The organism is Pseudoxanthomonas sp. F37 (genome assembly GCF_022965755.1).
Taxonomy (GTDB): Bacteria; Pseudomonadota; Gammaproteobacteria; order Xanthomonadales; family Xanthomonadaceae; genus Pseudoxanthomonas_A.
Window position 1 is genome coordinate 2,674,910 of record NZ_CP095187.1, and the last position, 23,575, is coordinate 2,698,484.

Here is a 23,575-nt window from a genome sequence, read left to right on the forward strand (position 1 = left end):
TGCATGGAGCGCCCGCGCATTACGTTTGCGGCGTTGGCCGTACTCCTACCGCGTCACCGCCCTGGCTCCGTCGCCCTTGGCACCCTCTCCCCGCAAGGCGGGGAGAGGGAGGCAGTGGGTCGCCGTCCGTATCGGGAGATGAGCCGACAGACGTGATGCTTCCGACGCACCTTCTCCCCGCCCGGCGGGGAGAAGGTGGCCGAAGGCCGGATGAGGGGCGCGCGCGATGCATGAAGCCGCACGCGCATTCCGTTCGCGCCGCCGTGCCTTACGCGTCGCCTTCGTCCACCGGCAGGTGCAGCGACGACAGCGGTTGCACCGCCACGCGCGTGGCGTCGGGTGCGGTCACCGGGCCCAGCGCCATGGCCGCCATGGCCAGCAGGCTGGCGGTGGACAGGGGCGCGCGCCCAGGCACGCTGCCCTCGCAGTGGCGACGCATCTTCAGGATGCGGCGACGGCCGGCATCCGGGGAAACACGCTTCATACGTTGGGCGGCGGGGCCAGGCGCGCGCGGGGGAGTGGCGTTTCGGCCAGCGATGCCAGCGACTGCAACTGGCAGAACGTCGCGTCGTAGGCGGCGACTTCTTCCTGGTACTGGCACAGCGCGCGGAAGGGATTGCGCGCGGACAGCGCCTGCGCGGTGGCGCGCAGGCGTTCGCCGTCGGGGTGGCTCTGCACCAGCGCCGCCACCCACACGGTGAGGGCTTCGAGCTGGCCGGTGGTGCGGGCGTCGCTGGTTTCCAGGCGGTCCAGCAGGTTGTGCAGGTGGGTTTGCGAGTACAGCAGCATGGGGCGTGGCATCCGGTACGTGATCACCGCGGCCTGGCCCCTGTTCCGGCACGTCGGTTCTTCTCCTGATCACGCGGGTCGGCGCGCAGGCCGGCCATCGCGCCAGCCCGGAGTCAGGCGCGGTTGGGGAAGGCATGACTTCCGGCCTACCCGTGCCCTCAGCCGCGCAGGTTCACCTCGGCGACCTTGTCGTGGTAGTCCTCCTTCGGGTCCACGCCCAGCAGCATCTTCACCCCGGCCAGCAGGCTCTGCTCGTTGAGCCAGATCTCCGCATGCTCGGCATCGAAGCGCAGCAGGGCCAGCTTGGGATCGTCTTTGCCGCCTTCGTACCAGGCGGCGACGAAGGGGTTCCACAGGCGGTCGATCACCGCGCGGTCGTCGTCGCGCACCAGCGCACCCTGCAGGCTGGCGAAGATGTCGTGGCCCATCGATGCGAACGTGGCGATAGCACGCTGCGGCGTGTGCGTGCGCTGGGCCAGCACGTTGTCGGTGGCGGTGAAGATCCACAGCGGGCCGCGGCCTTCGTGCTCCAGCAGTGCGGTCATCGGCCGGGTGTGACCGTCTTCGGCGCCGTCCAGGCCCAGCATCAGCGTGCGATCGGACTTGATGGCCTTCCACAGCTTCTTTTCCAGTTCTTCCGGCGTATGCATGGGCGCGCTCCTCGTCGTGGATGGCGTCACGCTAGGCGATGCGGCGTCGCGCCGCCGTCAAGGCATGCGGCCGGCGTCAGCCCCGCGTCATGTTTGTCGCGCCCACGTCACGGTGGGCGTACCGGCGCATGAATGGCGGCGCCCGGCTTTCACCACGCATTCGCGAGGACGCGCGCAGCCTGCGCCTGCGATTCCCCACAGGAGACAGGTCATGAATATCCCGCGCTATCTGCTGTCCGTCGGCCTGATGTCGGTGATGTCGGCCGCGGCGGCGCAGACCTATGGTCCGCAGGACGAGGGCCGCCGCTTCGACGACGGCAGCCGGGTGGTCTGCAAGAACGTGGAAGTCAGACAGAACAGCCGCGACCCCAACCGCGTGGCCGGCACCGCCATAGGCGCGGTGATCGGGGGCCTGCTGGGCAACCAGGTGGGCAGCGGCAACGGCAAGAAGGTGGCGACCGTCGGCGGCGCCGTGGCCGGCGGCGCGATCGGTCGCAAGGTGCAGGGCGACAGCCAGGAAACCAAGGGCGACCGCATCGTCGAACGTCGCTGCGAACGCGTGTATCGCTGAAATACCGCGTTTCCCCCGGGGGCGCCTGCGGCGACGGCCACAGGCGCCCCTTTTTTTTTTGGTAATTCCCCTAACATCCACACGCGCTAGGCTGCGCGGGCGATCGCCTGCGGCAGGGTGATGACGAAGATCGTGCGCCCCGCTTCCACGCGCGCCGTCACCTCGCCGCCATGTGCCGTGGCGATCTCGCGCACGATGAACAGGCCCAACCCCAGGCTGGCGTACTCGCCGCGGCTGGCCGCCTTCGACCCGCGGCGCAGCGGGTCGAACAATGCGTTCAAGGCCTCGGTGGACAGCGGATCGCCCGCGTTGCTCACCGCGATGCAGGCGCGATCGGCATCGCCGTCCACGGTGACGCGGATCTCCCCGCCCTCGTCGCCGTACTTGACGGCATTGGTCACCAGGTTGTGTACGGCTTCGCGCAGGCGCGCGTCGTCGAAACGGCCGCAGGTGTCGCCCTGAACGTGCAGGGTGATGGGGACATCCCCCAGCGTGGTACGCAGCAGCTCCACCTCCTCGGCGATCGCCACGCCTAGGTCGCAGGCCGTGCGCTGCAGCTGCATGCCCGCGCCCAGTGTGCTCTTGCTGTAGTCCAGCAGGCCGTCCACCAGCCGGCTCAGCTGCAGGCCACCGCTGAGGATACGCTCGGCCTGCACCGCATGCGGCGAGCCCTTCGCGCTGTCGGCCAGGAATTCCGCGGTGCCCACCACGGCCGTCAGCGGACCGCGCAGATCGTGCCCCAGCGCGCCCAGGAAGACATTGCGCCACGACTCCACCGTGCGCGAGAACTCCAGCAGCGATTCGGCCACGGCCTGGTCGATGGCTTCGTTGAAGCGGATCATGTCCTCGACCGAACCGCTGGCCAGGGCCTGGTCGGCCGCCCACAGCCGCAGCACCGAGGCGCGCAGCGCGCGGTACTCGGCGATCATCTGGTTCACCCCGAAGCCGTCGTCGGCGCGGCTGCGCCCGTGGCTGGTGGCGGCCGACTCCGGCCCGTCGTTCGGCGGGGCCTGGCCGAGCGACTTGGCGTGCTGCTGCGCCTGGCTCTGCGGCGTGCGCAGGTCGGCCACGATGTCGCGCAGGATGAGCGGAATGTCGTTGCGCAGGCGCTTCATGTCCAACTGCGCGCCGCTGGGCGCCTGGGTGATGGCGAAGTCCACCGCATCGTCGAGGATGCGTTGCATGTTGGCCTGGATGAAATCCGCGAGTCGCATAAGCACGTCCTGTTGTTCCTTCTGCGTCGTGTGGTCGGTGATGGTTTCCCCCTGTGATGGAATGCGCGGTCGCACGTCAATCGGTGAGGCTGCGCGGGTCGCGCGGATCGTCGATGTGGACCTGCGTCTGTGGCGGCGGATCGGGGCCCTCCGGTACGTCGTACGGATCGCCCGGATCGCGTGGCATCGGGGGGCGGTCCGGGGGCGGCGGATGCTGTGGATCGCTGGGCGTGCCAGGCGGGCTGGGCTTGCCGGGTGCGGACGGCGTGCCGGGCGGCGTGGGACGGCCCGGCGGCGTCGGCGTGCCGGGTGGGGACGGCTTCGGGGTGCCGTGCGCGGTGATGGCGGGAATGTTCGTCATGTCGATGCTCCTGCGCGCCTGCGGCGGCGCGGCTAGCCGCGCTCCGTGGAGGCCTGCAGGGCGGCGGCCAGCGCGGCATCGCCGGACACCAGGTCCGCCCAGCGGATCTCCACGCCGTTGCGGCGCCCTTTCGGCACCAGCTTCAGGCCGGTGGGATCCAGGGTGAGCGTGTAGGCCTGCTCGCCCAGCATCAGTTCGCGTCGAAGCGGTTTGTCGAGGGGGGTCATGCGGTGTCCTCAGATCTGCGGGGGATGGCGACGCGGCTGTCCGTCCTTCGCGCCGGGTGCGGCTTCGGGATCGTTGCGCGCCTCGTGCGTGCGCTTGCCGGTCGATTCGCCGGGCACGATGTCGCCATCGGGACGGCGCTGTTCTTCCATCGGATTGGGTGCCACGGGCGTGGCGTCCCGGGGGGTGCGGACCATGGCGGGCTCCTCGCTTGCGGGCGTCCAGCGTGGCCGCGGAAACGTTGGCGATCCGTGACGGCCGCGGGCGGCGTTTCAGCGCCCAGTCACGATGCGACGCAGGACGACGCGGGGCTGAACGCTGGCACGCCATGCGCACGGCGCGTTGACGCGCGCCCCCGCACCATCGGCTCCATGCTGTGCCAGGAACGTATCGAAGCGCGTCTGTCCGACGCCGAAATGCTGGTGATGAGCGGTGCCGACATCGGCGACCCGCATGCCTTCCTGCGCGGGCTGTGGACGCAGGTGTACGACCACGCGCCCATGCACCTGCGTTCGTCGGCATTGCGCCGCCTGCATGCGCTGTCGCGGCGGCTGGGCGTGAACTACGTGCACGGCGAGGCGGGCGCGGACTGACGGCGCGCCGCCGGCCGGCATCAGGCCGCCGGGTGCAGTCCTGCCAGCGCGTCCTGGATGTCCTGGCGGCGGAATGGTTTGGCCAGCACCGCGGCATCGGCGAAACGTGCCGGCAGGCCCTGCTGGCCGTAACCGGTGGTGAACAGGAACGGCACGCCGCGCGCACGCAGCGCGTCGGCCACCGGGAACGAGGGTTCGCCTGCCAGGTTCACGTCGATCACCGCCAGGTCCGCCTCGGCCTGGTCGAGCGCGGCCAGCGCCTGGTCCACCGAGGCGGCGCTGCCGACCACGGCGTAGCCCAGCGTGGGCAGCAGGTCTTCCAGCAGCATCACCAGCATGGATTCGTCTTCCACGATGAAGACGCGCGGTGCGGGGTTGGTCGTCATGCGGCCACTCCTAGGTCGGGCATGGGGGCGGTGATGCGGCAGTGCACGCCGGCGGGTTGGAAATCCAGCGCCACGTCGCCGCCCAGGTCGTAGCGCAGGCCGCGCTCGATCAGGCGCGAGCCGTAGCCGCGGCGCGCCGGCGCGGCCACCGGCGGACCGTCCATCTCCTGCCAGTGCAGGATCAGGCTGCGCCGGCCATCCAGCGGCTCGGAGGTCCAATGGATGCGCACGCGCCCCTGCGCCACCGACAGCGCGCCGTACTTCATCGCGTTGGTGCACAGCTCGTGCAGGGCCATCGACAGCGCCAGCGCGCGTTGCGGGGCCAGTTCCATCGGCGGGCCCTGGATGTCGAAGCGCTGGCCGTCGTCCTGCAGGCACGGGGCGATGGCGGTGCGCACGATGTCGTGCAGCGGGGCGTGTTCCCAGTGCTGGCGGGTCAGCACGTCGTGCGCCTGTGCCAGCGCATGCAGGCGCGCCTGGAAGCGTTCGCACGCCAGGCCGATGTCGTTTTCGTTGCCGTTGCCGTTGCCGTTGCGCAGGGTCTGCACGGCGATGGACTGGACGATGGCCAGGGTGTTCTTGACCCGGTGGTTGAGTTCGTTGAGCAGCAGGCGCTGGTGTTCTTCGTGCTGCCTGCGCGCGGTGATGTCGGTGGCGGCGCCGAACCATTCGGTCACCTCGCCGCCGATGGGACCGATGGGCACGGCGCGCGAGGAGATCCACGACCAGCCGCCGGCTTCGTTGCGGATGCGGTGTTCGGCGCTGAAGGTGCTCTGGCTGGCGCGCGCGCGGGCGATGGCGTCGGCCACCAGCTCGCGGTCGTCGGGGTGCACCAGCACTTCCAGCCAGGCGGGGGTGAGCGAGCCGTGCCGGCCCAGCAGCAGGCTGCCGCCCACGATGTCCACTTCGCTCCAGTCGCGGTTGGTGCGGTAGACCAGGTCGGTGGTGGCGTCGACCATGGCGGCCAGCCGTTCTTCGCTGCGGCGGCGTGCTTCTTCGTGCTTCTTGCGTTCGGTGACGTCGCGGGTGGTGCCGGCGACGGCTTCCACTTCGCCATCGGGGCCGATGACGGGCACCAGCAGGTAGTCGTAGATGCGTCGGCCATTGGTGCCGTTGAACGGAACGTCGCCGCGCACGGGCTGGCGGGTGGCGATGACCTGTTCGATCTCGCGGTCGTGCATGGCGGCGTGCCAGGGTTCGTAGCCCAGCTCCAGGCAGTTCTTGCCGATGGCTTCGTCCCAGGTCTTGCCCCACATGGCCAGCAGGGCGGCGTTGGCATAGGTGAAGCGGTGCTGCAGGTCCCACATGTAGACCAGGTCGGGGGTGGTCTGCAGGAGGGTTTCGTACAGGCGGACGCGCTGCTCCGCCGGGGCGTGCGCACCGCCTGCCATCAAGGAGCGGTCCATGAGGGCGTCGTGGTTCCGATGGCGATGCCTCACCTTATCGCCGGCCGGCGTGGGCGACCTGTGAAACATGGCAGGGGGGAAGGTGCGTGCGGGGGCTGCTGTTCAGGAAGCTTCCCGACACACCATGCTCATGTCCGCAATCGAGGGAGTGCGGGATGCGCTTCCATGTCGATCTGGAGAGCGGCGCCGACATGACTATCCGTCGCCGAAAAGATCAACCGCCAAGGGCTGCAGTCCTCATTGCACAGCATGGTTGAACATGCAGCATCGCCACCGCTCGCGACTGCGCGCCCCAGCGCGCGCATCCGCCCGTCCGTCTTGTTGCGCTACGTTCCCGGCGACATGCCGGCAGCGGAGCGGCGTCTCACGTGTGCGTTGAATCCCCTCAATCCCTCAACTTCAACGCCGGGTTCTCATCGATCGTCCCGTCCTCCTTGACCACCACGTAGCGGTCGCCTTCGCGGTTGAACAGCACGGGGATGGGGGTCTTGAAGAGGGGGCGGCGGACGAACTTCAGGCGCCAGTGGAAGGTTTCCATGGTGTGGATGGTGGCCTGCTGCTCCGGCGTCAGGCCGGCCAGCAGCGTGGCGTTGTCCATCTTGGGCGCGCCGGTGCGGCGCTCGGGGGTACGGGGGGCGGCGCCCGGCGTGTCCGGACCGGGGGTGTCGCGCGGGCGGTGCGGATCCGTCATCCGGCGGGGGACTCCTGATGGCAGGGAACGAAAGCAGCCCGCCGTCGACGACGGCAGGTGCCCTACCTTGTATCGGCCGGGTTCAAGGAAACGTGAGGGTGGTGCTAGGGTGTGGGGGATGTGTTCAGGGGAGCGGCTGGCATCGCGCTCTGCCCCTCATCCGCCCGTTGGGCACCTTCTCCCCGCAAGACGGGGGGAAGGAACAGCACGATATGGCGCGCCTCAGGCGCGCAGGACCAGGGACTGGCTTTCGTCCAGGGTGCCGTCTTCCTGGATGACCACGTGGCGCGTGTAGTCGCGGTCGAACAGCACCGGGATGGGCGCCTGGAACAGCGGACGGCGCACGAAGGCCAGGCGCCACTGGAAGATCTCCAGCGCTTCCAGCGTCACCAACTGCGCCGGCGTCAGACCGGCGCGCAGCGCATCGGCGTTCTGCAGGGGCGCGGCCTTGCGGCGCTCGGGCCTGCGTGGCGTAGCCGCGGTGGGCGCGGAACTCTGCCAAGGACCGGTGATGACGGAGGCGTGGGCGGCGTTGCGGTGCATGGGAACTCCAACCAGTACGGTGTCACGGTGCTTCTAACGGCCACGGACGGCCGCTATTGAGGGTGGTGATCACCCTGCAAGACGTGTGCCGGAATCTGCCGCGGGCATGAAAAAGCCCCGCGTTGGCGGGGCTTTCCAGTCGCTGGGTCCCGGCGTTCGCCGGGACGAGGGCGGATTACGCGAACGGGTCCTGCAGCACCATGGTGTGGTCACGGTCGGGGCCGGTGCTGACGATGGCCAGCGGGCAGCCGGACAGCTCTTCCAGCGCGCGCAGATAGGCACGCGCGGCCGGCGGCAGCTTGTCCCATTCGGTGATGCCGTGGGTGTTCTCGTCCCAGCCCGGGAACTCCAGGTACACCGGCGTGCACTCTTCCCAACCGCCGGCGTCCAGCGGCGCGTACTCGGTACGCTTGCCGCGGTATTCGTAGGCGATACAGATCTTCAGCTTCTCCATGCCGTCCAGCACGTCCAGCTTGGTGATGCACAGGCCGGAGATGCCGTTGATGGCCACCGCGCGCTTCAGCGCCACGATGTCCATCCAGCCGCAGCGGCGCGGACGGCCGGTGGAGGCGCCGTATTCCTGGCCGCGATCGCGGATGCCCTGCCCCACTTCATCGTCCAGCTCGGTGGGGAACGGACCGCCGCCCACGCGCGTGGCGTAGGCCTTGCAGATGCCCAGCACGTAGTCGATGGCGTCCGCGCCCACGCCGGTGCCGGCGAACGCACCGCCGACGGTGGTGTTGGAACTGGTGACGTAGGGATAGGTGCCGTGGTCGATGTCCAGCAGCGCGCCCTGCGCGCCCTCGAACAGCACCCGCTTACCCTGCTTGCGCAGGTCGTGCAGGATGCCGGCCACGTCGGACTTCATGGGCTGCACGTACTCGCCGAAGGCCAGCGCTTCGTCGTAGGTCTTCTGGAAATCGACCGCTTCCACGCCCAGGTACTTGGTCAGCACGAAGTTGTGGTAGTCCAGCGCCGTGCGCAGCAGCTCTTCCAGCTGCTTGGGGTAATGCAGGTCGGCCACGCGGATGCCGCGGCGCGCCACCTTGTCCTCGTACGCCGGGCCGATGCCGCGGCCGGTGGTGCCGATGGCCTTGCCGCCGGCGGCCTTCTCGCGGGCCTGATCCAGGGCGATGTGGTACGGCATGATCAGCGGCGTGGCCGGGGAGATCTTCAGGCGCGAGCGCACTTCCACGCCGGCCGATTCCAGTTCGTCGATTTCCTTGATCAGCGCGGCCGGCGACAGCACCACGCCGTTGCCGATCAGGCACAGCGCGTCGGGGCGCAGGATGCCGGAGGGAATCAGGTGCAGGACGGTCTTCTTGCCCCCGATGACCAGCGTGTGGCCGGCGTTGTGGCCGCCCTGGAAACGGACGACGGCTCCGATCTCTTCGGTGAGCAGATCGACGATCTTGCCCTTGCCTTCATCGCCCCACTGGGCGCCGAGAACGACGACTGACTGACCCATGACGGGTAACTCCTCGATTGGTGGGCGGCCATCGGGGCCACCGGAAGGGGTCGTGCGGGGCCGCCGCGTTACCGATGCCGGCGGACTCCATCGGGGAGCCGCCCGCCACGCCGGGCCCAGACACGGAAAAAGCCGGCGGGCATCCCACGCAGGGGGCCCGTCCGGCTTTTGTGCATTATCCGGGTTTAGGGGGGCGGGGGCTACCCTGGCGGAGGGCGGTGCTGCGGGTTCAGGAATCGCGCAAAGAGCGGCCCCTCATCCGCCCTCCGGGCACCTTCTCCCCGCAGGCGGGGAGAAGGAAACGCCAGGTGCCCCGGCCCCGGTCTTCCCCTTCTCCCTGCGGAGCGGGGAGAAGGTGCCCGGAGGGCGGATGAGGGGCGCTTTCCGATCAGCCAACGAAGAACTTTCCGATGGCATGACGGACGCGCCGAGCTTCACGCTGTCCTCCATGCGACGGAGGACACCATGCGCGGAAAAAGGAATCATGGCCGCGAAAGACGGCTTCGACGCGAGCAGACCGAAGCCGAACGCGCACTGTGGCAGCGCCTGCGTGACCGGCGCCTGCTGGGGTGCAAGTTCCGGCGGCAGCACAGGATCGGGCCGTACTTCGCGGACTTCGCTTGCGTGGAAGCAATGCTGGTGGTGGAGCTGGATGGCAGCCAGCACCTGACGCAGCAGCGTCACGACGACATGCGTACGAGCTTCCTCGAAGCGCAGGGGTTCCGGGTGCTGAGGTTCTGGAATGATGACGCGCTGCGCGACACGGCGGCGGTACTGGCCGCAATCGCCACCGCGCTCGCCCCTCATCCGCCCCCGTATCAAGTACGGGGCAGGCTCTTCGGGCACCTTCTCCCCGCCGAGCGGGGAGAAGGAACCAGACATGGGATCTCGCGTGCTCAGGACATTGGAACGGACCAGGCACGCGCCCGCGCTTTCCCTTCTCCCTGCGAACGGGGATGACGACGATCTGCTTGCACGGCATACCGCGTGATCGTCGGAACGCCGGGCCTGCTTCGCCCGGCCGGGTCGGGTGCCCGAATAGCCTGCGCCGTACCCGCTCGGATGGGACGACAGAGGCCCGCTGCACTCAGTGCTTCACCGCCCACAGCAGGGTCAGCCCGAAGATCAGGATGAAGCCGCCGACCGCGCGGACCTGGCCGTCGGACATCTGCAGCAGTTGCAGCACGGCGCGCTTCCAGCCGGCGGGGATGGCGAACAGCACCAGGCCTTCCAGGATGGCGACCAGGCACAGGGCGGACCAGAGTTCGGACATGGGCGGGATCCCGGCCCGGCGACCAGGCGCGGGGCGATGTAAGACGGAGGGCCAAACGGAACCGGCCGCCCTGGGGCGGCCGGTGGAAGGGCTCAGCGGTCGCTCTTCATGTACTGCAGGAAGGGGTCGTCCTTGTCCAGCACGATCACGCCCTGGCCATCGGCGAACGAGGCGCGGTAGGCCTCCAGGCTGCGCTGGAAGGCGTAGAAGGCCGGATCGCGGTTGGCGGCGGCGCCGTAGATGCGGGCGGCTTCGGCATCGCCTTCGCCGCGCAGCTTCTGCGCGTCGCGTTCGGCCTCGGCCACCAGCACGGTCTGGTCGCGGTCGGCCTGCGCGCGCACGATGCGGGCCTGTTCCTCGCCCTCGGCGCGCAGCGCGCTGGCCACCTGGCGGCGTTCGGCGCGCATGCGGTCGTAGACCTGGCCGATCACTTCGCTGTCGGTGGGCAGGTCGATCTGCTTGAAGCGGATGTCGACGATCTGCATGCCCAGGGTCTTGGCGCCGGCGTTGATGCCCGGCAGCTGCTTCTCGATCAGCTCGTTGCGGTTGCCGGACACCAGCTGGGTCAGCGTGCGCGAGTTGATCTCGTTGCGCAGCGATTCCTTGATGATTGGTGCCAGGCGGTCGGTGGCGGTTTCCTGGTTGCCGCCGGTGGCGCGGTAGAAGTCCGCCGCGTTGACGATGAAGCCGATGGCGATGAAGTCGACGCTGACGTCCTTGCGCTCGGAGGTGAGCGAGCGCTCCGGCGGGAACTCGTTGGCGGTGAAGCGCTGGTCGAACACGCGCGCCGATTCCACCAGCGGCCACTTGAAGTGCAGGCCGGGGCCGATCTCGCTGCGGGCCACGCGGCCCAGGTTGAGCACCAGGCCCACCTGCCCTTCGCGGACCACGAACACCGAGCCCATCAGGCCCAGCAGGACGGCCACGGCGATGCCGACGATCAGGGAGGTCCTCATGGCTGGGCCTCCTCGCGGCGGGGAGTGCGCACGGAGCTGCGCGCACCGGACGGGGTGCTTTCGACCTGCGGCATCACGACCTCGGCGGGAATGGCGCCGGCGGGCGCGGCCGGAGCCGGCGCGTCGCCCATCGGCACGTAGATCAGCTGGCGGCTGTCGCCACCGACCACCTTGCGGTTGTCGGCCAGCACCTGCTGGACGGTATCCAGCCACAGGCGCTTGCGGGTGACTTCCGGCGCGTTGCGGTACTCGTCCAGCAGCAGGCTGAAGCGGGTGGCATCACCGGTGGCCTTGGCGATGGCGGCGGTCTTGTAGCCTTCGGCCACGGTGCGCACGCGCTGGGCCTGGCCGCGGGCCTCGGGCACGATGCGGGCGGCATAGGCGCGGGCTTCGTTGACCAGGCGCTCGTTCATCTGCTGGGCGCTGTTGACCTCGTCGAAGGCGGGCTTGACCTCTTCCGGCGGGCGCGCGTCCTGCAGGCTCAGTTCGGTGACCACCAGGCCGGTGCGGTAGGCCTCCAGCGAGGCCTGCAGCGCGGTGGACGCGGCCGCCGACAGCGGGCCGCGCGCGTTCAGCGCGGCGTCCAGGTTGGAGCGGCCGATCACTTCGCGCACGGCGCTCTGCGCGGTCTGTTCCAGCACGCGGGTGGCGTCGGTGGTGCCGAACAGGAACTTCTGCGGATCGCCCACGCGGTACTGCACGTTGAACGAGACGGTGATGATGTTCTCGTCGCGGGTCAGCACCGGCAGGCTGTTGCTGAAGGTGCGCACCTCGGTGGCGTTGACCTTGGTGACGCTTTCGATGGGCCAGGGGAACTTGAAGTTCGGGCCCGGCTGCATGGTGCGGTTGTACTGGCCGAAGCGCAGCACCACGCCGCGCTGCTGTTCGCCGATCAGCTGGAAGCTGGAGAACAGCACCAGGATGCCGATGCCCAGCAGGACCCAGCGCAACGGGTTGCCGCCGCCACCGGCGCCGCCGAACAGGCCGCGCAGGCGTTCGACCACCTCGCCGATGCCGCCGCCCTGCCGGTTGCGCGGCTTCCAGCTGTTGTTCCGGTTGCCGTTGTTGCCAGATCCGCCGCTGCTGCTGCCGGGGGTGTTCCAGGCCATGCCCACTCCATCGTGAAGGATTCGCACGGCACGGGGCCGGCGCAGGTTTCGATTCTACTAGATAGGGGCGCCCCGGCCGGCAGGCAAGGCCGGGAGGTCATGGGGCGCGGCCCTGGCTCCTGTGGGAGCGACGCAAGCCGCGAAGGGCCTTGTATCCGGCCCGGCTCCCATGGACCGCCATGGACGACTTACGCCGCTGCCACCCAAACCGATGCAGGCACGCCTACTGCCAGTCTTCCTGCGCGGCCTTGGGCAGCAGCGTCTCCAGCGGATGCCCGCCGGCCTGCGAGGCCAGGCGCTGGGCGTCGGCCAGGGCCAGGTCGACGGTGACGCGCCAGCCGGATTCCTCGAAGTCCTCGGCCAGCACCGCGCCCAGCGCGTGCAGGCGCGCGCGCAACCGCGCCGAATGCGCGGGCAGGTGCAGTTCGCCGCGCACGCGCTGGAAGCCCAGCCGCTGCGCCAGTGCGCCCTTCAGCAGGTCGATGCCCTGCCCGTCGCGGGCGGAAATCCACACGCGCTCGCGGCCCATGCCGGCGCTGGGCGCATCGCCGGCGTCCACGCCGGGGTCGGGCTGGTCGTGGCGCGGGGCGGCGCCCTCGATACGGTCGATCTTGTTGAACACCAGCATCTGCGGCAGGTCGCCGGCGCCGATCTCCTGCAGCACCTCGTCGACCTGGGCGATGCGTTCCTCGCGGTGCGGATCGGCGGCGTCGATGACGTGCAGCAGCAGGTCCGCCTCGCGCGCTTCGCTCAGGGTGGAGCGGAACGCGGCGACCAGTTCGTGCGGCAGGTCGCGCACGAAGCCGACCGTATCGGCCAGCACCACCGCGCCGCCAGGCAGGTCGATGCGGCGCACGGTGGGGTCCAGCGTGGCGAACAGCTGGTCGGCCGCGTAGGCCTCGGCGCCGGTCAGCGCGTTGAACAGCGTGGACTTGCCGGCGTTGGTGTAGCCCACCAGGGCCACGCGCGGCAGTTCGCTGCGCACGCGGGCGCGGCGCATCTGGGTGCGCTGCACTTCCACCTTCTCCAGCCGCTTCTGCAGCTGCTCGACGCGCTTCTGCAGCAGGCGGCGGTCGGTTTCCAGCTGCGTCTCGCCGGGGCCGCGCAGGCCGATGGAACCGCCGCGCTGGCGCTCCAGGTGGGTCCAGCCGCGCACCAGGCGGGTGGCCATGTGGCGCAGCTGGGCCAGCTCCACCTGCAGCTTGCCTTCGTGGCTGCGCGCGCGCTGGGCGAAGATGTCCAGGATCAGCCCGGTGCGGTCCAGCACGCGGCGCTGCAGGATCTTCTCCAGGTTGCGCTCCTGGCCGGGCGAGAGCGGGAAGTTGACCAGCACCAGGTCGGCGCCGGTCGCGTCGGCGGCCGCCTTCACTTCCTCCAGCTTGCCGCTGCCGATCAGCGTGGAGGGATTGGGACGGTCGATGCGCGCGGTCAGCAGCGCGGCGATGCTGGCGCCGGCCGAGCGCGCCAGGTCGCTGAATTCCTCGGTAAGGCCGTCGTCCGGACGGCCGCCGGCATGCGGCTGGATCAGCAGCGCATGCTCGCCCTTGCGGGATCTTTCAAACAATGGGGTCGTGCCTCTTCAAGCGAGGCACGCATTATCACGCGGTTTCGTCGCCGCCGCCTTCCGCCCCGTCCTCGCCCTGCTGCACGTAGCCGCCACCGGGGCCCACGCGCACGTTGCGGGCCGGCACCACCGTGGAGATGGCGTGCTTGTAGACCATCTGGCTGACCGTGTTGCGCAACAGGACCACGAACTGGTCGAAGGATTCGATGGTGCCCTGCAGCTTGATGCCGTTCACCAGGTAGACCGACACCGGGACGCGCTCGCGCCGCAGTGCATTCAGGAAAGGATCCTGCAGGGATTGCCCCTTGGACATGACGTACTCCCGCCTTGCGTTCTTATAGTAGGTATGGTGCTGAACCCGGCGCGGCAAACGGCTCCCCAGCCGCTCCGGAGACCCGATGTTACACAACATCGGCCCTCGCGGGCGCCGCCAAGTCCGGCATCCGGTCCCAGTTCGGCCATTGCTGGCGCCGGCAGGCTCAGCCGCGCGGCAGGAACAGGGCCAGGGCCTGGGCCAGCCGTCCTGCGTCGGTGGCCGGATCGAACCAGCGGGCATCCAGCTCGCCGCGCAGCCAGGTGAGCTGGCGCTTGGCCAGCTGGCGGGTGGCGGCGATGGCGCGTTCGCGGAAGTCCTGGGCATCGCCCTGCCCGTCCAGGAATTCCCAGGCCTGTCGGTAGCCCACGGCACGCACCGCCGGCAGGTCCAGCGGCGCGGCCACTGCCTGCATCCCGGGCAGCGCGCGCAGTGCGCGGACTTCGTCCAGGAAACCCTGCGTCAGCATCAGATCGAAGCGCTGGGCGATGCGCGCGTGCAGCACGGTGCGGTCGGCCGGCGCCAGCACCAGCTTCAGCACGCGGAACGGCAGCCGTTCGCGCCGCGCCGTACGTTGCCATTGGCTGATCGGCGTGCCGGTCAGGTGGAACACTTCCAGCGCGCGCTGGATGCGCTGCGGGTCGGTGGCATGGATGCGGGCGGCGGCCTCCGGATCGACCTGCGCCAGCTCGGCATGCAGGGCGGGCCAGCCGGCCTGTTGCGCCCGCGCGGTGATCCGGTCGCGCAGCGCGGCATCGGCCGGCGGCAGAGCGGCCAGCCCTTCGAGCAGCGCCTGGAAGTAGAGCCCGGTGCCGCCGGCCAGCACCGGCAGACGGCCGCGCGCGGCGATGTCGTCCATCGCCCGGCGCGCGTGGTGGGCGAAGTCGGCGGCGGAGTAGACCTGCCAGGGCTCGCGCACGTCCAGCAGGTGGTGCGGCACGCGCGCGCGTTCGTCCGCGCTGGGCTTGGCGGCGCCGATGTCCAGGCCGCGGTAGACCAGCGCGGAATCGACGCTGACGATTTCGCCGTTGAAGCGCTCGGCCACCTCCAGCGCGAACGCCGTCTTGCCCGAGGCGGTGGGGCCCATGATGGCGATGGCGGAAGGGCGGGGGTCGAGCGACATCCGCGCATTGTCGCATCCGGCCGCGGCGCTGGCCGGCGGAACGCCGGCCCCGGTCAGTCGTCGTCGGGCCAGCGGATCGTCGGCGCGGACGTGGCCTGGCGTGGCGCGGGCACGGCGGCGACGGCATTCCAGACTTTCAATGCGTCGACGGTGGCGGCCACGTCGTGCACGCGCACGATCGCGGCGCCACGCTGGGCGGCGATCAGGTGCGCCGCCACCGATCCGGCCACGCGGTCCGCCGGTACGTCGCGACCGGTCAGTTCGCCGATGCTGCGCTTGCGCGACAACCCCGCCAGCACCGGCACGCCCAGCTCGACGAAGCGCCCGAACTGCGCCAGCAGCTGCAGGTTGTGTGCGGTGTCCTTGCCGAAACCGAACCCCGGATCGACGACGATGCGCTGCTTCGGAATGCCGGCCATTTCGGCGGCGAAGATGCGCTCGGCCAAGAAGCGGTGCACCTGGCCCACCACGTCGTCGTACTGCGGTGCGGCCTGCATCGAACGCGGTTCGCCCTGCATGTGCATCAGCACGACGGGGACGCCGAGCGCGGCGGCGGCATCGAGCGCACCCTCGCGGCGCAGGCCGTAGACATCGTTGATCATCCCGGCGCCCGCCTGCACCGCGGCGCGCATCACCTCGGGCTTGGAGGTGTCGATGCTGATCGGCACGACCACCTGCGCCGCCAGTCGTCCGATCACCGGCAGTACGCGGCGGAGTTCTTCCTCCGTTTCCACCTCCGCGGCACCGGGACGCGTGGATTCGCCGCCGATGTCGAGCAGGTCGGCACCCTCCTCCACCAGCCTCAGCGCATGCGCGACGGCGGCATCGGTGGTGTCGTGCGCGCCACCGTCGGAGAACGAGTCCGGAGTGACGTTGACGATGCCCATGACCAGCGGGCGGTCGAGCCTGAGGATGCGGCCGGCGCAGTCGAGCTGGGGCGAGGTGTCGAACATGGGCGGGAAAAAAAGAAAGGCCAGACGCGAGTCTGGCCTTTCATCGTCATGCTGGCAACGCGCTCAGGTCTGCGCGGCCGGGCCACCGATCGGCGGCAGCGGGCGGGACTCGGGCTTGTCGTCGTCCTTGCCCGCCTTGTTCCAGCCCATCGGCGGCGGCGGCTCGCGGCCTTCCATGATGGCGTCGATCTGCGGCGCGTCGATGGTCTCGTACTGCAGCAGCAGGTGGGACATCGTGTGCAGCTTGTCCAGGTTCTCGGTGAGGATGGTCTTGGTGCGCGCATAGGCGCGGTCCAGGATGGCGCGCACTACCTCGTCGATGCGGCGCGCGGTCTCGTTGGAGACGTTCTTGTGCTGGGTGACCGAGCGGCCCAGGAACACCTCGTCCTCTTCCTCGCCGTAGGCGATCGGGCCCATTTCGTCGCTCAGGCCCCACTTGGTGACCATGTTGCGGGCCATCTTGGTGGCGCGCTCGATGTCGTTGGATGCACCGGTGGTGACCTTGTCGGCGCCGAAGATCAGCTCTTCGGCCACGCGGCCGCCATACAGCGAGCACAGCTGGGATTCGATGGCCACGCGGTTGAGCGAGTACTTGTCGCCCTCGGGCAGGTACATGGTCACGCCCAGCGCACGGCCCCGCGGGATGATGGTGACCTTGTAGACCGGGTCGTGCTCGGGCACCACGCGGCCGACGATGGCATGGCCGGCCTCGTGGTAGGCGGTGAGCGTCTTCTCCTCCTCGCTCATCGCCATCGAACGGCGCTCGGCGCCCATCAGGATCTTGTCGCGAGCGCGGTCGAAGTGGTCCATGCGGACGTCCTTGGCGTTCTCGCGCGCGGCGAACAGCGCCGCCTCGTTGCACAGGTTGGCCAGGTCCGCGCCGCTGAAGCCCGGCGTGCCGCGGGCGATCACCATCGGCTCCACGTCGTCGGCCAGCGGCAGCTTGCGCATGTGCACGCGCAGGATCTGTTCGCGGCCCTTCACGTCGGGCAGGCCCACCACCACCTGGCGGTCGAAGCGGCCCGGACGCAGCAGCGCCGGGTCCAGCACGTCGGGACGGTTGGTGGCCGCGATCACGATGACGCCTTCGCCGCCCTCGAAACCGTCCATCTCCACCAGCAGCTGGTTCAGGGTCTGCTCGCGCTCGTCGTGGCCGCCGCCCAGGCCGGCACCGCGATGGCGGCCGACGGCGTCGATCTCGTCGATGAAGATGATGCAGGGGGCATGCTTCTTGGCCTGCTCGAACATGTCGCGCACGCGGCTGGCGCCCACGCCCACGAACATCTCGACGAAGTCAGAACCGGAGATGCTGAAGAACGGCACCTTGGCTTCGCCGGCGATGGCCTTGGCCAGCAGCGTCTTGCCGGTACCGGGCTGGCCGACCATCAGCACGCCGCGCGGGATCTTGCCGCCCAGCTTCTGGAACTTGCCGGGGTCGCGCAGGAACTCGACCAGTTCGCCGACTTCCTCCTTGGCCTCGTCGCAGCCGGCGACGTCGGCGAAGGTGACCTTCACCTGGTCCTCGCCCTGCAGCTTGGCGCGCGACTTACCGAAGGACATGGCGCCCTTGGCGCCGCCGCCGCCGCCCTGCATCTGGCGCATGATGAAGATCCAGAAACCGATGATCAGCAGCACCGGCAGGAAGTTCAGCAGGATGGCCACCAGCGAGATGCCGCTTTCCGGCTGCTCGCGGTCGATGGTGACGTTCTTGTCCAGCAGCGTGTCGACCAGCTTGTCGTCCTGCGGGCCGTACACGGTGCCGGTGGAGCTGTCCTTGCGCTTGAAGGCGATGGCGTTGGTGGCCAGGTTGCTCTCGTTGGTGAACTTCACCGAGGCCACGCGGCCGGACTCGACCTCGCGCAGGAATTCGGAATACGTGATCGGGCCACCGGTCGCGGTGGCGCCGCCCTTGGGCGAGAAGCTCTGGAAGACCACCATCAGCACGACGGCGACGACTACCCACAGCAGCAGATTCTTGGTCAGGTCGTTCATCCTCATCGGCTCCGGCGTTCCTCTTTCGTAATACGCACTTTACGTCACCTTACTTGATCTGGATCCGCTTGCCCTGCCCCAGGGCGTACACCTCGGGGGAGCGCTTGCGGGAGGCATCCGGCTTGCGGATCGCCACCTTGTCATAGCGGCGGCGGAGCTCGCGGATGTAGTCGTCGAACCCGGTGCCCTGGAACAGCTTGATCAGGAAGGCGCCGCCCGGCTTCAGGTGCCGGTCGGCGAAGTCCATGGCCAGCTCCGCCAGGTACATCGCCCGCGGCTGGTCGACCGCGTCCACACCACTCTTATTGGGGGCCATGTCGGACAGCACAAGGTCCACGGGCGCACCGTCCAGCAGGGCTTCAAGCTGCGATAGGACGCTGTCGTCCCTGAAATCACCGTGAAGGAACTCCACGCCCGCCAACGGCGGCATGTCCAGGATGTCCATCGCCACGACCCGGCCGTGGTCGCCCATCGCCTGGCGGACGAACTGCGACCAGCCTCCCGGCGCCGCGCCCAGGTCCACCACCACCATGCCCGGCTTGAGCAGGCGGTCGCGCTCCAGCAGCTCTTCCAGCTTGTAGGCCGCGCGCGAGCGCAGGCCCTCGGCCTGGGCCTTCTTCACGTAAGGATCGGAGAAGTGTTCCTTCAGCCAGCGCTGGCTGCTCTTGCTGCGGGTGGCCATGTCGGCAAGGTCTCCGGGCACGCTGCGACGGGAGCCGCCGGAGCCGTTCGTGGGGGCCGCCATGATACCCTGATCGCCCTTTCCGACCCGTACCGTGCCGCATGCCTGTTGCCCTGACCGCCGCCCAGACCCGTTTCCTGCGCGGCCAGGCCCATGACCTGAAAGCCCTGCTGCAGATCGGCAACAAAGGCCTCACCCCGGCCTTCATCGCCGAGTTGGACGCGGTGCTGGAACAGCACGAACTGGTCAAGGTGAAGGTGGCGGGCGAAGACCGCCAGGCGCGCGATGCGATGATCGACCAGCTGGCCGAGCAGGCCGACGCGGCCCTGGTGCAGCGCATCGGCCATACCGCCGTGCTGTATCGCCCCAGCAAGGAGCGCCGGCACATCGTGCTGCCGCGCGGCTGATCCTCCGCTACAGGCCCCCGTCATGCAGCTGAGCCACGAACTGCCCGACTACGCCTTCACCCTGCGCTCCGCCGACGGCCGGCACGCACGGGTGAACGACCTCACCCTCACCGACAGCTTCATCCTGTCCCCGCAGCAACTGGTCGAGAACTGGCCGGTCCGGGACAGCGCGGCGCTCACCGCCGACGATCTGGCGCCCCTGCTGGCGTTGCAGCCCGAGGTGGTCCTGCTCGGCACGGGCGAGCGCCAGGTCTTCCCGCCCGCCGCGGCGATGGCGGCCTGCCTTCGCCAGGGCGTGGGCCTGGAAGTGATGACCAACGCCGCGGCCGCACGCACCTTCAACGTGCTGGCCGGCGAGTCCAGGCGCGTGGTCGCGGGTTTCCTGCTGGCACCGGGCTGATCAGGTCACCGGGACGCGCCCCCGCCCCGCGGAATCAGCGGCGCGCAGGGTCGCTCAGCACCAGCCGCACCCGGACGCCGTAGTGATCGGACGGCCAGGCGCCCGTGGCGTCGGCCTGGTCGAGGATGATCCGCGCGTCTTCCACGCCGAAGGCATCCGGCTGGACGAAGACATGGTCGATCCGCACGAACGGGTGGCCCAGGTGGGGATTGAGCGTGGTGTGCACGGGCGTGTCGGCGTCTGCCCCGGCGTGCGCCTGCGCGTAGGCGTCGACGAACCGGTCACGCAACGCCGCCAGCTCCGGTGCGTCGGCGCGGGTGTTGAAATCGCCGCCGACGATCGACGGCACGTCGCCTGCCGTGCCGTCGATCAACGCCCGCAGGCACGCGATCTGTTCGGCACGGATCGCGCCGCCTTCGGGCCGGTGATGCAGGTGGGTGACGTACACGTTCACGGGCCGGCCGCGCACGCGGGTGCGCACCCATCCCGCGGTCCGGAAGTCGTCCAGCGGCGCCAGCTTCGCCTCGCCGGAGGCCTCTATGACGCCCCGGACCAGGATCGCGTTGCCGTAGCGGCGCGTCTGGGCGGGCGCATCGGCGGAAAAGAAGCGGTATTCATAACCGAGCCGGGACGCGAGGACCTGCGCCTGGTTGGGCAGCGCCGCATCCTGCAGGACCTCCTGCAGCAGGACCACCTGGGGTGCGCGGTCGCGGAGCCCGGCGACGATCAGGTCCTGGCGGCGAGGCCAGTCCTGCTTGTCGTGCCAGAGATTGAGCGTGACCACGTCCAGGGTCGTCGCCGGGTCCGGCGGAGCCACGACCTTCGATGCGCAGCCCGCCGGCGAACACAGCGCCGCACCGAGCACGACGGCCCATGCGGCGCGGCGCGCCAGGTTCATCGCGCCGGCAGGTACTGCAGCGGATCCACCGGCTTGCCGTTGTGGCGGATCTCGAAGTGCAGCATCTCGCGCGCGGCACCGGTGCTGCCCATTTCGGCGATCTGCTGGCCCGCCTTGACGTTCTGGCCTTCGTTGACCAGGCGCTTGCGGTTGTGGCCGTAGGCGGACAACCACTGCTCGCTGTGCTTGATGATGATCAGCTCGCCGTAGCCGACCAGGCCCGCACCGGAGTACACCACCACGCCATCGGCCGCCGCACGCACCGCCTGCCCGCTGCTGCCGGCGATATCGATGCCCTGCTTGGTCGCATCGCCGCCGACGAACCGCCCGATCAGATGGCCTTCCGCGGGCCACCGCCATGCAAACCCGCTGCTCGCCGGTGCCGGTGCCGGTGTCGGCGCGGGCCGGGTGACCGGCGCCGGTGGCGGCGTGGGCCGCGTCGTGGTGCCGGCGGTGGAGCGCGGGGGCGTCGTCGCCGGCCGGCTGCCGCTGCCCGGATACAGCTTGAGCGTCTGCCCCGGGTAGATCGTGTAAGGCGCTCCCAGCCCGTTCCAGCGGGCCAGATCGTTGACGTCCACGCCGTTGCGGAAGGCGATGCCGTACAGGGTGTCGCCGCGCTGCACGCGCACGGTCGCGCCCGGCTTGCCCTGCGAGGGCTTGCGCGTGGCGGACGATGCGGACGGCTCGCGCACCACGGTGGTCGAGCAGGCGCCCAGCAGCGCGACGACCAGGCCCATCAGGAGGACGGAGGAGATGCGGCGGGCGGAGCGGAGCGTCGTTGTCATGCGTCGGTTCGTTTCCTCACTGGGCGCGTTCTCAGCCGGTCAGCCGCTGGAACAGTTCGCGTACGGCCACGCCACCGCCCCCGATCAGCACGCTGAAATAGACGATCGTGCCGATGTTGGCCAGATGGCCCAGCAGGATCGCGCCACCATCGCGCTGGATGAAGCCGATGGCGTACAACAGCAGCGCCAAGGCTGGCAGGGTGTTGCTGAATGGCACGAATCCGAAGGGCGCCATCAGCAGCAGGGCGGCCAGGATGAAGGCCAGGTTGTTGATCACTCCCTGCCCCGGCCCGTCGACGAAGAGCCGCAGCCGGTGCGGACGGCTGATCTTCTCCATGCGCCGCACCCAGACCAGGCCGGCGGTCAGGCCCGGGCGCAGGCGGTCGGCCGGCAGGGCCTTGTGCTTGACCCGCTGCGGCAGCCACAGCGGCCGGTCGACCAGGCGGCTGACGCCGACCAGCAGGATGGCCGCGCCGAACACCGTGCTCACGCCCGGAATCGACACCGGGATCAGGAACACCAGCGTCAGCAGGATGGTCAGCAGCAGCAGGCCTTCATCGCTGAAGACATCCAGCAGTTCGCCCAGGCTCAAGGCGTCGGGTGGCAGGCGTTCGATGATGTCGGCCAGTTGCTGGCCCAGCGAAGCGGCCGGCTCGGCGGATTCCGTATGCGGTGCGTCGGTCATGCGCTCAGTCCAGCGTGCCCGACAGCAGCGGCACGAACACCACGGGCGCCAGCGTGGTCTCTTCCACGCTGCCGTCCTCGCGCTTCACCAGCCGCACCAGCGATTGCGAACCGCTGCCGCCGACCGGCGCCACCAGTTGCCCGCCCACCGCCAGTTGCTCCACCAGCACCGGCACCAGCGCCGGCGCCGCGGCGGTCACGATGATGCCGTCGTAGGGGCCGTGCTCGGCCCAGCCGATACGGCCGTCGTCGTGCTTGCTGCGCACGTTCAGGCCCAACTGGCGCAGGCGTTTGCGGGCCTGGCGCAGCAGGTCGCCGATCCGCTCCACGGTGTAGACCTCCAGGCCCAGGAGGGCCAGGACCGCGGCCTGGTAGCCGGAGCCGGTGCCGATCTCCAGCACTTTCTTCGGCGCATTCTCCAGCAGCACCTCGGTCATCCGCGCGACCACCCACGGCTGGGAAATGGTCTGGCTGTGGCCGATCGGCAGCGCCGTGTCCTCGTAGGCGCGCGTGGCCAGCGCCTCGTCCACGAACAGATGGCGCGGCAGCGTGCGGACGGCATTGAGCACGCGCTCGTCGACGATGCCGGACTCGCGCAGGCGCTCGACCAGGCGGTCGCGCACGCGCTGCGAGGTCATGCCCATGCCCACCGCTTCGGGCTGCAGGCGCAATCGCGGGGTCACGCCGACGCCTCCAGCGCGGCGGTGAGCCCGCCGACCCAGCCGGCCACTTTCTCCAGCGCTTGGTAGCGGGTCAGGTCCACGTGGATGGGCGTGATGGAGATGTACCCCATGCGCACGGCATGGAAGTCGGTCCCCGGGCCCGCGTCCTGCTCGCGTCCTGCCGGACCGATCCAGTACACGGTGCGGCCACGCGGATCCGGCTGCGGCACGCACGGCTCGGAGCGGTGACGGTTGCCCAGGCGCGTAACCTCAAAGCCGCGCACATCGGCCCAGGCCAGGTCGGGCACGTTGACGTTGAGGATGGTATCGGCCGGCAGCGGATCGGCTTTCAGCCGCGCCACGATCTCCACGGCGGCGCGCGCCGCGGTTTCGTAGTGCTTGGCATCGTGGTTCTTGGTGGCCAGCGACACCGCCACGGCCGGCAGGCCCAGGAAACGCCCTTCCATCGCGGCCGACACGGTGCCGGAATAGATGACATCGTCGCCCATGTTGGCGGTGTTGTTGATGCCCGAGACCACGATGTCCGGTTCGAACTCCAGCATCCCGGTCAGCGCCAGGTGCACGCAGTCGGTGGGCGTGCCGGCGACGCTGCAGGTGTAGTGATCGATGCGCTTGAGCCGGATGGGCAGATCCAGCGTCAGCGAGTTGCTGGCGCCCGAGCGGTCGCGGTCGGGTGCGACCACATACACTTCATGGCCCGCGCTGCGCAGGCCTTCTGCCAGGATTCGGATGCCGGGGGCGTCGACGCCGTCGTCGTTGCTGACCAGTACGCGCATGGGTTTCCTCGGGGACGGGCCCATGATACCGGAACCGCGCCGATGCTTCCCGCGCTTGCGTCGCAGGACGATGCGGCTAC

General features: G+C 69.6%; 30 protein-coding genes and 2 pseudogenes. 5 read left to right on the forward strand and 27 right to left on the reverse strand.

Going from position 1 to position 23,575, the window contains the following annotated elements:
* Nucleotides 1-268: 268 nt before the first annotated feature.
* The 3 genes from MUU77_RS12555 to MUU77_RS12565 form a co-directional block, all read right to left on the reverse strand.
* Nucleotides 269-484, reverse strand: coding sequence for a hypothetical protein (locus tag MUU77_RS12555; protein WP_245087386.1), 216 nt, complete (start codon nt 482-484; stop codon nt 269-271).
* A complete protein-coding gene (locus MUU77_RS12560; protein WP_245087388.1) occupies nt 481-789 on the reverse strand; it encodes a hypothetical protein in 309 nt (102 codons plus the stop codon). Before MUU77_RS12560 ends, MUU77_RS12555 begins: the two co-directional genes overlap by 4 nt.
* Nucleotides 790-947: 158 nt before the next feature.
* Nucleotides 948-1,439, reverse strand: coding sequence for a pyridoxamine 5'-phosphate oxidase family protein (locus MUU77_RS12565; RefSeq protein WP_245087391.1), 492 nt, complete (start codon nt 1,437-1,439; stop codon nt 948-950).
* Nucleotides 1,440-1,650: 211 nt separating this feature from the next.
* Between MUU77_RS12565 and MUU77_RS12570 the strand changes: the two genes are divergently transcribed.
* Entirely contained in the window at nt 1,651-2,010 is a 360-nt protein-coding gene (locus tag MUU77_RS12570) for a glycine zipper 2TM domain-containing protein (RefSeq protein WP_245087394.1), read from the forward strand.
* Nucleotides 2,011-2,096: 86 nt separating this feature from the next.
* Here MUU77_RS12570 and MUU77_RS12575 read toward each other — a convergent pair whose 3' ends face one another.
* From MUU77_RS12575 to MUU77_RS12590, 4 genes are all read right to left on the reverse strand, one after another.
* Nucleotides 2,097-3,224 carry a HAMP domain-containing sensor histidine kinase gene (locus MUU77_RS12575; RefSeq protein ID WP_245094435.1) on the reverse strand — a complete coding sequence of 376 codons (1,128 nt, stop codon included), beginning with the start codon at nt 3,222-3,224 and terminating at the stop codon, nt 2,097-2,099.
* 76 nt (nt 3,225-3,300) lie between these two features.
* Nucleotides 3,301-3,585: a hypothetical protein gene (locus MUU77_RS12580; protein ID WP_245087397.1), complete on the reverse strand. Its 285-nt coding sequence runs from the start codon at nt 3,583-3,585 to the stop codon at nt 3,301-3,303.
* Nucleotides 3,586-3,617: 32 nt separating this feature from the next.
* On the reverse strand, nt 3,618-3,812 hold the full coding sequence (locus MUU77_RS12585) for a hypothetical protein (RefSeq protein WP_245087399.1): 195 nt from the start codon (nt 3,810-3,812) through the stop codon (nt 3,618-3,620).
* Between the two features lie 9 nt (nt 3,813-3,821).
* Nucleotides 3,822-4,007, reverse strand: coding sequence for a hypothetical protein (locus tag MUU77_RS12590; RefSeq protein ID WP_245087401.1), 186 nt, complete (start codon nt 4,005-4,007; stop codon nt 3,822-3,824).
* A gap of 174 nt (nt 4,008-4,181) precedes the next feature.
* On the opposite strand from MUU77_RS12590, the gene MUU77_RS12595 reads away from it, so the two are divergent.
* Nucleotides 4,182-4,403: a hypothetical protein gene (locus MUU77_RS12595; protein WP_245087404.1), complete on the forward strand. Its 222-nt coding sequence runs from the start codon at nt 4,182-4,184 to the stop codon at nt 4,401-4,403.
* Nucleotides 4,404-4,423: 20 nt separating this feature from the next.
* Here the strand turns inward: MUU77_RS12595 and MUU77_RS12600 are convergent, their stop codons facing one another.
* The 6 genes and pseudogenes from MUU77_RS12600 to MUU77_RS12625 form a co-directional block, all read right to left on the reverse strand.
* The gene (locus MUU77_RS12600; RefSeq protein ID WP_245087407.1) at nt 4,424-4,789 is read right to left on the reverse strand and encodes a response regulator; all 366 of its coding nucleotides are present in this window, start codon (nt 4,787-4,789) and stop codon (nt 4,424-4,426) included.
* Complete coding sequence (locus MUU77_RS12605; RefSeq protein WP_245094437.1) at nt 4,786-5,748, reverse strand: HWE histidine kinase domain-containing protein; 963 nt, start codon at nt 5,746-5,748, stop codon at nt 4,786-4,788. The genes MUU77_RS12600 and MUU77_RS12605 overlap by 4 nt, the downstream gene beginning before the upstream one ends.
* Nucleotides 5,749-5,781: 33 nt before the next feature.
* A pseudogene (locus tag MUU77_RS12610) lies at nt 5,782-6,180 on the reverse strand (PAS domain-containing protein); the annotation flags it as partial.
* Nucleotides 6,181-6,580: 400 nt separating this feature from the next.
* Nucleotides 6,581-6,886, reverse strand: a complete 306-nt coding sequence (locus tag MUU77_RS12615; RefSeq protein ID WP_245087410.1) for a hypothetical protein — start codon at nt 6,884-6,886, stop codon at nt 6,581-6,583.
* Between the two features lie 222 nt (nt 6,887-7,108).
* Complete coding sequence (locus MUU77_RS12620; protein WP_245087413.1) at nt 7,109-7,429, reverse strand: hypothetical protein; 321 nt, start codon at nt 7,427-7,429, stop codon at nt 7,109-7,111.
* A gap of 175 nt (nt 7,430-7,604) precedes the next feature.
* Nucleotides 7,605-8,897, reverse strand: coding sequence for an adenylosuccinate synthase (locus MUU77_RS12625; RefSeq protein ID WP_245087416.1), 1,293 nt, complete (start codon nt 8,895-8,897; stop codon nt 7,605-7,607).
* A gap of 465 nt (nt 8,898-9,362) precedes the next feature.
* Between MUU77_RS12625 and MUU77_RS12630 the strand changes: the two are divergent.
* A pseudogene (locus tag MUU77_RS12630) lies at nt 9,363-9,686 on the forward strand (DUF559 domain-containing protein); the annotation flags it as partial.
* Between the two features lie 298 nt (nt 9,687-9,984).
* Here MUU77_RS12630 and MUU77_RS12635 read toward each other — a convergent pair.
* The 9 genes from MUU77_RS12635 to rlmE all read right to left on the reverse strand — a co-directional run bounded on the left by MUU77_RS12635 (nt 9,985) and on the right by rlmE (nt 18,862).
* Nucleotides 9,985-10,170 carry a DUF2065 family protein gene (locus MUU77_RS12635; RefSeq protein ID WP_245087419.1) on the reverse strand — a complete coding sequence of 62 codons (186 nt, stop codon included), beginning with the start codon at nt 10,168-10,170 and terminating at the stop codon, nt 9,985-9,987.
* 92 nt (nt 10,171-10,262) lie between these two features.
* Complete coding sequence (gene hflC / locus MUU77_RS12640; protein WP_245087422.1) at nt 10,263-11,126, reverse strand: protease modulator HflC; 864 nt, start codon at nt 11,124-11,126, stop codon at nt 10,263-10,265.
* On the reverse strand, nt 11,123-12,235 hold the full coding sequence (hflK, locus tag MUU77_RS12645; RefSeq protein WP_245087426.1) for an FtsH protease activity modulator HflK: 1,113 nt from the start codon (nt 12,233-12,235) through the stop codon (nt 11,123-11,125). The genes hflC and hflK overlap by 4 nt, the downstream gene beginning before the upstream one ends.
* A 223-nt stretch (nt 12,236-12,458) precedes the next feature.
* A complete protein-coding gene (hflX, locus tag MUU77_RS12650) occupies nt 12,459-13,799 on the reverse strand; it encodes a ribosome rescue GTPase HflX (RefSeq protein ID WP_245087429.1) in 1,341 nt (446 codons plus the stop codon).
* A 34-nt stretch (nt 13,800-13,833) separates the two neighbouring features.
* The gene (hfq, locus tag MUU77_RS12655) at nt 13,834-14,112 is read right to left on the reverse strand and encodes an RNA chaperone Hfq (protein WP_245087434.1); all 279 of its coding nucleotides are present in this window, start codon (nt 14,110-14,112) and stop codon (nt 13,834-13,836) included.
* Nucleotides 14,113-14,278: 166 nt separating this feature from the next.
* A complete protein-coding gene (gene miaA / locus MUU77_RS12660; RefSeq protein WP_245087437.1) occupies nt 14,279-15,235 on the reverse strand; it encodes a tRNA (adenosine(37)-N6)-dimethylallyltransferase MiaA in 957 nt (318 codons plus the stop codon).
* A 53-nt stretch (nt 15,236-15,288) separates the two neighbouring features.
* The gene (gene folP / locus MUU77_RS12665; protein WP_245087442.1) at nt 15,289-16,188 is read right to left on the reverse strand and encodes a dihydropteroate synthase; all 900 of its coding nucleotides are present in this window, start codon (nt 16,186-16,188) and stop codon (nt 15,289-15,291) included.
* Nucleotides 16,189-16,251: 63 nt separating this feature from the next.
* Nucleotides 16,252-18,180, reverse strand: a complete 1,929-nt coding sequence (ftsH, locus tag MUU77_RS12670; protein ID WP_185895594.1) for an ATP-dependent zinc metalloprotease FtsH — start codon at nt 18,178-18,180, stop codon at nt 16,252-16,254.
* A 49-nt stretch (nt 18,181-18,229) separates the two neighbouring features.
* Nucleotides 18,230-18,862, reverse strand: a complete 633-nt coding sequence (gene rlmE / locus MUU77_RS12675; RefSeq protein WP_185895593.1) for a 23S rRNA (uridine(2552)-2'-O)-methyltransferase RlmE — start codon at nt 18,860-18,862, stop codon at nt 18,230-18,232.
* Between the two features lie 101 nt (nt 18,863-18,963).
* Between rlmE and yhbY the strand changes: the two genes are divergently transcribed.
* Both yhbY and MUU77_RS12685 read left to right on the forward strand, forming a co-directional pair.
* Nucleotides 18,964-19,269, forward strand: a complete 306-nt coding sequence (yhbY, locus tag MUU77_RS12680; RefSeq protein WP_245087445.1) for a ribosome assembly RNA-binding protein YhbY — start codon at nt 18,964-18,966, stop codon at nt 19,267-19,269.
* 22 nt (nt 19,270-19,291) lie between these two features.
* Entirely contained in the window at nt 19,292-19,669 is a 378-nt protein-coding gene (locus MUU77_RS12685; protein ID WP_245087448.1) for an Mth938-like domain-containing protein, read from the forward strand.
* Between the two features lie 34 nt (nt 19,670-19,703).
* Here MUU77_RS12685 and MUU77_RS12690 read toward each other — a convergent pair whose 3' ends face one another.
* Genes MUU77_RS12690 through surE form a run of 5 tightly spaced genes read right to left on the reverse strand, consistent with a single transcriptional unit; the run spans nt 19,704 to nt 23,495 of the window.
* On the reverse strand, nt 19,704-20,567 hold the full coding sequence (locus MUU77_RS12690) for an endonuclease/exonuclease/phosphatase family protein (RefSeq protein ID WP_245087451.1): 864 nt from the start codon (nt 20,565-20,567) through the stop codon (nt 19,704-19,706).
* Complete coding sequence (locus tag MUU77_RS12695) at nt 20,564-21,352, reverse strand: peptidoglycan DD-metalloendopeptidase family protein (RefSeq protein ID WP_245087454.1); 789 nt, start codon at nt 21,350-21,352, stop codon at nt 20,564-20,566. Before MUU77_RS12695 ends, MUU77_RS12690 begins: the two co-directional genes overlap by 4 nt.
* A 31-nt stretch (nt 21,353-21,383) precedes the next feature.
* Entirely contained in the window at nt 21,384-22,037 is a 654-nt protein-coding gene (locus MUU77_RS12700; protein ID WP_245087457.1) for an exopolysaccharide biosynthesis protein, read from the reverse strand.
* A gap of 4 nt (nt 22,038-22,041) precedes the next feature.
* Complete coding sequence (locus MUU77_RS12705) at nt 22,042-22,719, reverse strand: protein-L-isoaspartate(D-aspartate) O-methyltransferase (RefSeq protein WP_245087460.1); 678 nt, start codon at nt 22,717-22,719, stop codon at nt 22,042-22,044.
* Entirely contained in the window at nt 22,716-23,495 is a 780-nt protein-coding gene (gene surE / locus MUU77_RS12710) for a 5'/3'-nucleotidase SurE (protein WP_245087463.1), read from the reverse strand. Before surE ends, MUU77_RS12705 begins: the two co-directional genes overlap by 4 nt.
* Nucleotides 23,496-23,575: the final 80 nt, after the last annotated feature.

Coding starts and splice junctions, on each gene's coding strand:
- MUU77_RS12575 (WP_245094435.1), bottom strand. CDS start 3,224: ATGCGACTCGCGGATTTCATCCAGGCCAACATGCAACGCATCCTCGAC.
- miaA (WP_245087437.1), bottom strand. CDS start 15,235: ATGTCGCTCGACCCCCGCCCTTCCGCCATCGCCATCATGGGCCCCACC.
- MUU77_RS12555 (WP_245087386.1), bottom strand. CDS start 484: ATGAAGCGTGTTTCCCCGGATGCCGGCCGTCGCCGCATCCTGAAGATG.
- MUU77_RS12595 (WP_245087404.1), top strand. CDS start 4,182: ATGCTGTGCCAGGAACGTATCGAAGCGCGTCTGTCCGACGCCGAAATG.
- MUU77_RS12605 (WP_245094437.1), bottom strand. CDS start 5,748: ATGGTCGACGCCACCACCGACCTGGTCTACCGCACCAACCGCGACTGG.
- surE (WP_245087463.1), bottom strand. CDS start 23,495: ATGCGCGTACTGGTCAGCAACGACGACGGCGTCGACGCCCCCGGCATC.
- MUU77_RS12600 (WP_245087407.1), bottom strand. CDS start 4,789: ATGACGACCAACCCCGCACCGCGCGTCTTCATCGTGGAAGACGAATCC.
- hflC (WP_245087422.1), bottom strand. CDS start 11,126: ATGAGGACCTCCCTGATCGTCGGCATCGCCGTGGCCGTCCTGCTGGGC.
- MUU77_RS12620 (WP_245087413.1), bottom strand. CDS start 7,429: ATGCACCGCAACGCCGCCCACGCCTCCGTCATCACCGGTCCTTGGCAG.
- MUU77_RS12690 (WP_245087451.1), bottom strand. CDS start 20,567: ATGAACCTGGCGCGCCGCGCCGCATGGGCCGTCGTGCTCGGTGCGGCG.
- MUU77_RS12565 (WP_245087391.1), bottom strand. CDS start 1,439: ATGCATACGCCGGAAGAACTGGAAAAGAAGCTGTGGAAGGCCATCAAG.
- hflK (WP_245087426.1), bottom strand. CDS start 12,235: ATGGCCTGGAACACCCCCGGCAGCAGCAGCGGCGGATCTGGCAACAAC.
- MUU77_RS12700 (WP_245087457.1), bottom strand. CDS start 22,037: ATGACCGACGCACCGCATACGGAATCCGCCGAGCCGGCCGCTTCGCTG.
- MUU77_RS12695 (WP_245087454.1), bottom strand. CDS start 21,352: ATGACAACGACGCTCCGCTCCGCCCGCCGCATCTCCTCCGTCCTCCTG.
- MUU77_RS12625 (WP_245087416.1), bottom strand. CDS start 8,897: ATGGGTCAGTCAGTCGTCGTTCTCGGCGCCCAGTGGGGCGATGAAGGC.
- ftsH (WP_185895594.1), bottom strand. CDS start 18,180: ATGAACGACCTGACCAAGAATCTGCTGCTGTGGGTAGTCGTCGCCGTC.
- MUU77_RS12570 (WP_245087394.1), top strand. CDS start 1,651: ATGAATATCCCGCGCTATCTGCTGTCCGTCGGCCTGATGTCGGTGATG.
- yhbY (WP_245087445.1), top strand. CDS start 18,964: ATGCCTGTTGCCCTGACCGCCGCCCAGACCCGTTTCCTGCGCGGCCAG.
- MUU77_RS12615 (WP_245087410.1), bottom strand. CDS start 6,886: ATGACGGATCCGCACCGCCCGCGCGACACCCCCGGTCCGGACACGCCG.
- MUU77_RS12635 (WP_245087419.1), bottom strand. CDS start 10,170: ATGTCCGAACTCTGGTCCGCCCTGTGCCTGGTCGCCATCCTGGAAGGC.
- rlmE (WP_185895593.1), bottom strand. CDS start 18,862: ATGGCCACCCGCAGCAAGAGCAGCCAGCGCTGGCTGAAGGAACACTTC.
- MUU77_RS12560 (WP_245087388.1), bottom strand. CDS start 789: ATGCTGCTGTACTCGCAAACCCACCTGCACAACCTGCTGGACCGCCTG.
- MUU77_RS12585 (WP_245087399.1), bottom strand. CDS start 3,812: ATGACCCCCCTCGACAAACCGCTTCGACGCGAACTGATGCTGGGCGAG.
- MUU77_RS12590 (WP_245087401.1), bottom strand. CDS start 4,007: ATGGTCCGCACCCCCCGGGACGCCACGCCCGTGGCACCCAATCCGATG.
- MUU77_RS12685 (WP_245087448.1), top strand. CDS start 19,292: ATGCAGCTGAGCCACGAACTGCCCGACTACGCCTTCACCCTGCGCTCC.
- hfq (WP_245087434.1), bottom strand. CDS start 14,112: ATGTCCAAGGGGCAATCCCTGCAGGATCCTTTCCTGAATGCACTGCGG.
- folP (WP_245087442.1), bottom strand. CDS start 16,188: ATGTTCGACACCTCGCCCCAGCTCGACTGCGCCGGCCGCATCCTCAGG.
- MUU77_RS12580 (WP_245087397.1), bottom strand. CDS start 3,585: ATGACGAACATTCCCGCCATCACCGCGCACGGCACCCCGAAGCCGTCC.